General features: G+C 73.9%; 6 protein-coding genes. 1 reads left to right on the top strand and 5 read right to left on the bottom strand.

The features are described 5' to 3' along the window. From D0D15_RS35240 to D0D15_RS35220, 5 genes are all read right to left on the bottom strand, one after another. Positions 1-836, bottom strand: an 836-nt coding sequence (locus D0D15_RS35240) for a glycosyltransferase family 2 protein (protein ID WP_244215015.1), incomplete at its 3' end; no start/stop codon positions are given. Beyond that, the gene (locus D0D15_RS35235; protein ID WP_115945084.1) at positions 833-2,461 is read right to left on the bottom strand and encodes a carbamoyltransferase family protein; all 1,629 of its coding nucleotides are present in this window, start codon (positions 2,459-2,461) and stop codon (positions 833-835) included. The genes D0D15_RS35235 and D0D15_RS35240, both read right to left, overlap by 4 nt. Positions 2,462-2,521: 60 nt before the next feature. Further along, complete coding sequence (locus tag D0D15_RS35230; RefSeq protein ID WP_094005970.1) at positions 2,522-3,463, bottom strand: NAD-dependent epimerase/dehydratase family protein; 942 nt, start codon at positions 3,461-3,463, stop codon at positions 2,522-2,524. 52 nt (positions 3,464-3,515) lie between these two features. Continuing rightward, positions 3,516-4,337: a DMT family transporter gene (locus D0D15_RS35225; protein WP_094005969.1), complete on the bottom strand. Its 822-nt coding sequence runs from the start codon at positions 4,335-4,337 to the stop codon at positions 3,516-3,518. A 214-nt stretch (positions 4,338-4,551) separates the two neighbouring features. After that, complete coding sequence (locus tag D0D15_RS35220; protein ID WP_094005968.1) at positions 4,552-5,079, bottom strand: MarR family winged helix-turn-helix transcriptional regulator; 528 nt, start codon at positions 5,077-5,079, stop codon at positions 4,552-4,554. Between the two features lie 137 nt (positions 5,080-5,216). On the opposite strand from D0D15_RS35220, the gene D0D15_RS35215 reads away from it, so the two are divergent. Beyond that, a partial coding sequence (locus D0D15_RS35215) for a manganese catalase family protein (RefSeq protein ID WP_205414143.1) occupies positions 5,217-5,364 on the top strand: 148 nt, incomplete at its 3' end.

Here is a 5,364-nt window from a genome sequence, read left to right as displayed (position 1 = left end):
GGTGTGTACACCTCTCTATGCGGCGGCAGCGTCAGATGTGTATGAGGGGGGGGGGGGGGGGGGGGCCGGCGGGCGGCGGCGAACGCGAGCGCGGCCGCGCCGCCGAGGGTGGTGAGCGCGTGACGGCCCAGACGGCCCGGCCCGGCCGCGCACAACTCCCTCCACTGTGGACCGAACTTGCGGCGCATCAGGGCGTTGTCGGCGTTGCCGCGCTGGGCGCGCAGGCTGGCGAAGAACCCGCCGCGGCGCGCCGGGTGCAACGTCCGGCGCGTGCCGCGCTCCAGCCGCCACCCGGCCTGCCGCACGCGCAGCGCGAGGTCGGCGTCCTCGCGGAAGGCCCGCGGGAACCGCTCGTCGAACCCGCCGACGGCGGCGAGGACCGCGCGCCGGTAGGCCATGTCCGCGGTGATCCACTCCGCGGTGGCGAGCCCGGCCGTGTCGCGTTCCTCGTCGGTGGGCCGGCGGCCGCCGGTCGGGCCGGGCACGATGATCCGGCCCTGCGAGGCCGCCACGTCGGAGGCCAGCGACTCCAGGTCGGTCACCAGGCGGGACGGCCAGTCGGCGGTCGGGCGCACGTCGTCGTCGAGGAAGGCGATCCACTCGGTGTCCGCCGCGCGCCAGCCCACGTTGCGCGCCGCGGCCGGGCCCCGGCCGCCCGAGCGCAGCACGCGCACCTTCAGGGTCGTGTCGGGCAGCGGCAGCTCGCCCGGTTCGGGGCGGTCGTCGACGAGGACGACCTCGGCCGGGGCCGGCCCGATCCCGTGGTCCAGCGCGGACAACAGGGCCCGGAGGCTGTCCCGGCCGGTCGTCGGGACAACCACGGTGTAGGCGGTCATGCCGGCCTCCGCACCACGAACGGGCCGATCGCCAGCAGGTCGATCGGGCTCGATCCGAAGCACTCCAGCGCGTCACGCGGCGAGTCGACCATCGGGCGGCCCGCGGTGTTCAGGCTCGTGTTGACCACGACGGGAATCCCGGTGCGGGCGGCGAATTCGCCGAGCATGCGCGCGACCAGCGGCTCGGTGGCCGGGTCCACCGTCTGGATCCGCGCCGTGCCGTCCACGTGCGTCACGGCCGGGATGCGGTCCCTCCACTCCGGACGGACGTCGTGCACGAACAGCATGTAGGGACTGGGCACCGGGCCGCGTTCGAACAGCTCCCGCGCGCGGTCGGCGAGCACCATCGGCGCGACGGGGCGGAACTGCTCGCGGCCCTTGACGTCGTTGAGGCGTTCCAGGTTGCGCTGGTGGCCGGGGTGCGCGAGCAGCGAGCGGTGGCCCAGCGCGCGCGGGCCGAACTCGGCGCGGCCCTGGAACCACGCCACGACCTCGCAGGCGGCGAGCGCCTGCGCCACGGTGGCCGCGAGGTCGTCCGGCCGTTCGTAGGGCAGCCGGGCGACGTCGAGCGCGTGCTGGATCTCGGCGTCGGTGAACCCGCGGCCGAGGTCGGCGCCCGGCATCGGCGCGGCGGGTTCGCCCAGTTCCGCGGCCAGGTGCAGGGCGGCGCCGAGCGCGGTGCCCGCGTCGCCGGCGGCCGGTTGCACCCAGATGTCGTCGAACGGGCCCTCGGCGAGCAGCCGGGTGTTGGCCACGCAGTTGAGGGCGATGCCGCCGGCCATCGTCAGGTTCCGTTGCCCGGTCTGCAGGTGCAGCCACCGGGCGAGGTCGAGCAGGACCTCCTCGATCCGCTGCTGCATGCTCGCGGCGAGGTCGGCGTGCGCGGGCCGGAAGTCCGCGCCGGGCTCGCGGCGGGGCGCGAACCGGGACAGATCCACCGGCGCGGCGCGGAAACCGCCGTCACCGAGCGCGGCGATCTCCGCGCGCAGCGCGTCGGCGAACCGCGGTTTCCCGTACGAGGCCAGGGCCATCACCTTGTACTCGTCGCTGGAGCGCGCGAACCCGAGGTGCTCGGTGAGGTCCTCGTAGCGCAGCCCGAGCGAGTGCGGGAGCCGCTGCGCGGCCAGCTCGACCAGCTTGCCGTCGCGGTACTCCCCGGCCAGGTAGGAGGTCGCCTCACCGCGCCCGTCCGCGACCAGCACGGCGGCGTCACCGAACGGAGCGGCCAGGCCACTGGACGCGGCGTGCGCGACGTGGTGGCGGACGAACCGCACCTTGCCCGGGTTCAGGCCGGGCAGTGCCGTCTTCAGGAAGTTCGGGGCGCGCCGCGCGAACGTGGTGCGCAGCTCCTCCCAGCCCGGGTCGACGCCGTCGAGGTCGTGGTCGACCAGATCGGGGTCGTAGGAATAGCCCACCGCGTCCAGGTCGCGGGGTTCGATCCCGGCCTGCGCCAGGCACCAGCGGGCCGCCTGCTCGGGGAGTTCCCAGGTGGAGAAGGGAACCGGGCGTTTGCCGTGTTTGCGGCGGCTGAACCGCTCTTCCTCGGCGGCGGCGACCACCCGGCCGTCCACCACGAGGGCGGCGGCCGGATCGTGGAACACCGCGTTGATCCCGAGGACCCGCAAGCTCGTTACCTCCACATCCCGTCACTACTGCTACTTAGCGCTACCCCTGCTACTCCGCGTCTAAACGAGACTGAGGTGGGCGGCGAACCACTCCAGGGTCCGGCGCAGGCCCTCGTGCAGCTCCACGCGCGGCTGCCAGCCCAGTTCCCGTTGCGCGACGGCGATGTCCGGGCACCGTCGTTGCGGATCGTCCACCGGGGCGGGGATGCTGCGCACCGGCACGGTCGTGCCGGCCAGCCGCTGGATCTCCCCCACCAGGTGGCGGATCTGGAGTTCGTGCGGGTTGCCGAGGTTGACCGGGCCCGGGAAATCGCTGTCCGCCAGTGCCAGCAGGCCGTCCACGGTGTCGTCCACATAGCACAGGGAACGGGTCTGGGTGCCCGCACCGGCGACGGTGACCGGTTCGCCGGTGAGGATCTGCTTGATGAACGTGGGGATCGCCCGCCCGTCGCCGGGGCGCATGCGCGGGCCGTAGGTGTTGAAGATGCGCGCGATGCCAGTGTTCACGCCGCGGGTGCGGCGGTAGGCGGCGGTGAGCGCTTCGGCGTAGCGTTTCGCCTCGTCGTAGACGCTGCGCGGGCCGACCGGGTTGACGTTGCCCCAGTAGCTTTCGCGCTGCGGGTGCTCGCGCGGGTCGCCGTAGACCTCGCTGGTGGAGGCGAGCACGAACCGGGCGCCGGTGGCCTCGGCGAGGTCCAGGGCGTGGTTGGTGCCCGCGGCGCCGGTCTGCAGCGTTTCCACCGGCAGGCGGTCGTAGTCGCGGGGCGAGGCGGGGCTGGCCAGGTGCATCACCAGGTCGACCGGGCCGCCGACGTCCAGCCCGCGGGAGACGTCGGCCTCCACGAAGTGGAAGTCCTTCCCGGTGAGGTGCGCGATGTTGCCGGTGGTGCCGGTGCACAGGTTGTCCACGCAGGTGACGCGCATGCCGCGGGCGAGCAGGCGGTCGCACAGGTGGGAGCCGACGAAACCCGCTCCGCCCGTGACCACCGCATGCCCGCGCATGCGCTTCTCCTACCCGGCGGAGTCACTTCAAAACGCTACGGAGGTACTTCTCCTACGCCAGGGCTAACAGCGCCAGCGCGGCGGCGGCCCCGCAGACACCGAGAGTCTGCTTCCGGCTGAGGCGTTCACCCAGGAAGAGCAGTGCGAGCACCACGGGGATGGCCGGGTAGAGGGCGGCCAGGACGGTCGCGACGGCCAGCAGCTGCTGGTGGGTGGCGACCCAGTAGAGCACGATCGCGACGCTGCCCAGGGCGCCCGCGGCGGCGGCCGGCCAGGCGAGGCGGGGACGCAGCGTGAGCGGGGTCCGCGTGGTGAGCACGAGCGGCAGGATGGCGGCCACGGAGGCGGCGCGGCTGACCACGATCGGCCACAGCCCGGCATCCTGGGGCACGGGTTTCATGGCGAGGAACTGGACGGCGAAGCCCGCTCCGGCGATGAGCGCGTAGCGGATGCCGGGGCCGGTGGGCCGCCCGCCGCCGGAGACGAGCCAGATGGCGGGCAGGGCGAGCACGATGCCGGCGATCGCCGCGGGCGAGGGCCGTTCCCCGAGGAAGGCGAGCCCGGCGACGACGGGCAGCACGACGGCCCCGACGTCGCTGACGGGCACCACGACGCTCAACGCGTCCCGGCTCATGGCGCGGTAGAGGAACGCGACGCCGATGCCGGTGCCGACGCCGGACAGCGCGCCCCACAGGAGCCCCGTGAGGCCGGGCGGGGACCAGACGACCGCGACGACGAGCGTGACGAGGGTGCCACCGAGCTGCGCGTACAGCGAAACGGTGAGGCCGGGCGCCCGGCGAGCGATCACCCCGTTGACGAAGTGCGTGACGCCGAAGCACCCAGCGGAGGCGAGCGCCAGAAGCTCACCGGTCATCGGCGGCCTCCCGCACCCGGCGAAGTGGCCACCACCGTCGCACGCGGCCGCGCCGCAGCGGCACGCGGGCGCGGGCCGTCCACGGACGCGCCCCGGCCGCCACTGATGCGCACCGGCCGCCGCGCGGCACCGGCATGCGGCCCCCGGCCGCCGCCGCTCGCACCCCGGCCACCTCGCCGCGGCGCGGCGCGCCACCGGCACCCGAAGTCACCCCTCATTCCCCCGCCTCCCGCGCCCGGCAGGCCGCGCCCACCGGGCAGGTCTCGCCCTCGGCGGTGCAGGCCGCGCGGTCGCACAGGCGGCACAGGCGGTCGGCCTCGGGGAGTTGCTCGTAGGCCGCCGTCAGCAGCTTTCCGGCCAGCTCCGCGAACACCTCCCGCTCCCGTTCGTCGAGCGCGGCCGCCAGCGAGCCGAGCCGTCCGCCGCGCTCGCCGAGGATCCGCGCGGCCGCCTCGGCGCCCGTCGGCGTCAGGTGCACGGCGACCGCCCTGGCGAGCGTGGGCCGCCGCTCCACCAGGCCCCGCCGCTCCAGCACGTCCACCATCCGCGCCGCGGCGGGCTGGCTCAGCCCCACCCTCCGCCCCAGCTCCGTCACCGACAGCCCGGGCGCGGTGGACAGCACCACCAGCGCCGCCGAACCGCTCACGCTGGTGCCCGCGGCGGCGGTCGCGTCGGTGAGGGCGAGGTCGTTCACCGTCAGCGCGAGCGCGCCGAGGAGATTCGCCAGCCGCTCATCATGCATGACTCATGCATAGTTCATCGGGGTGGGATCCGCAAGTCGGCGGCGTGAACACGAATAACCGGCGCGTGCGGGGGAAGCCCTCCGTCTGCGTACGCGTACCGAAATGCAACTTTCCTTCGTTTCCCAAGGAGATCTCTGTGTTCCGACACACGAAACTGCTGCAGTTCGAGGCGAAGCCGGAGCGTCCGGACCCGTATTACGCCCGGAAGCTGCAGGAGCTGATCGGTGGTGCCTACGGTGAGATGACGGTGACGATGCAGTACCTGTTCCAGGGCTGGAACTGCC

The organism is Amycolatopsis thermalba (assembly GCF_003385215.1).
Taxonomy (GTDB): Bacteria; Actinomycetota; Actinomycetes; order Mycobacteriales; family Pseudonocardiaceae; genus Amycolatopsis_E; species Amycolatopsis_E thermalba.
Note: the sequence above shows the minus strand (reverse complement) of the source record. Positions and strands in the feature narration are given on the sequence as shown.